Source organism: Bacillus sp. LR--39 (assembly GCF_053613335.1).
This window is the reverse complement of the sequence record NZ_JBSIOT010001328.1, coordinates 1-572: the sequence shown is the minus strand read 5'-3', so window position 1 is coordinate 572 and position 572 is coordinate 1. Positions and strand designations below refer to the sequence as shown.

Sequence of the window (572 nt, the reverse complement as noted above, 5' to 3'; positions counted from 1 at the left end):
CATGATGCCATTAATGAACAATGGAACCGTCCACGGCACTGTCACACCAGTCGGAGGCGGAACGAGCCCGGCTGACATAGCCAGATAGGTGACGAGCGTAACAACCATCGGTGCCAGCACCCAAGGCACAATAATGATCGGATTCATGACAATCGGAAGCCCGAAGATAATCGGTTCGTTTACGTTAAAAATACCGGGAGCGAGGCCAAGTTTTGATACTTGCTTCATCTGCCTGCTTTTCATGAATATGAGAATGGTAAACACAATCGCAAGCGTCATCCCGGTTCCGCCCATCCCTACTGTATAAATCTCCATAAACGGTTTTGAAATAATATGAGGGATTTCTTTTCCCGCCGTGTAAGCAGAAAGGTTTTCTACCTGCAGTGTATTCCAAATCGGGTCCATCACGGAGTTGATAATGATCTGTCCATGCAGTCCGAAAAACCAAAGAATTTGTATGAAAAACACGGCAATCAGCGTTGGAATGATACCGCTTCCAAGTCCGACAAGCGGAGCCTGAATCGCGTGATAAATAACGTCGTGCATATTTGTTTTAAAAAACAGAGTCACCA

The 572-nt window shown here is 46.0% G+C and carries 1 protein-coding gene; it reads right to left on the bottom strand.

Features of this window, described 5'->3' with window-relative positions; translation table 11 throughout:
• Positions 1-572: PTS transporter subunit EIIC (locus ACWHAR_RS30285; RefSeq protein ID WP_452088833.1), on the bottom strand; the 572-nt coding region annotated here is incomplete at both ends.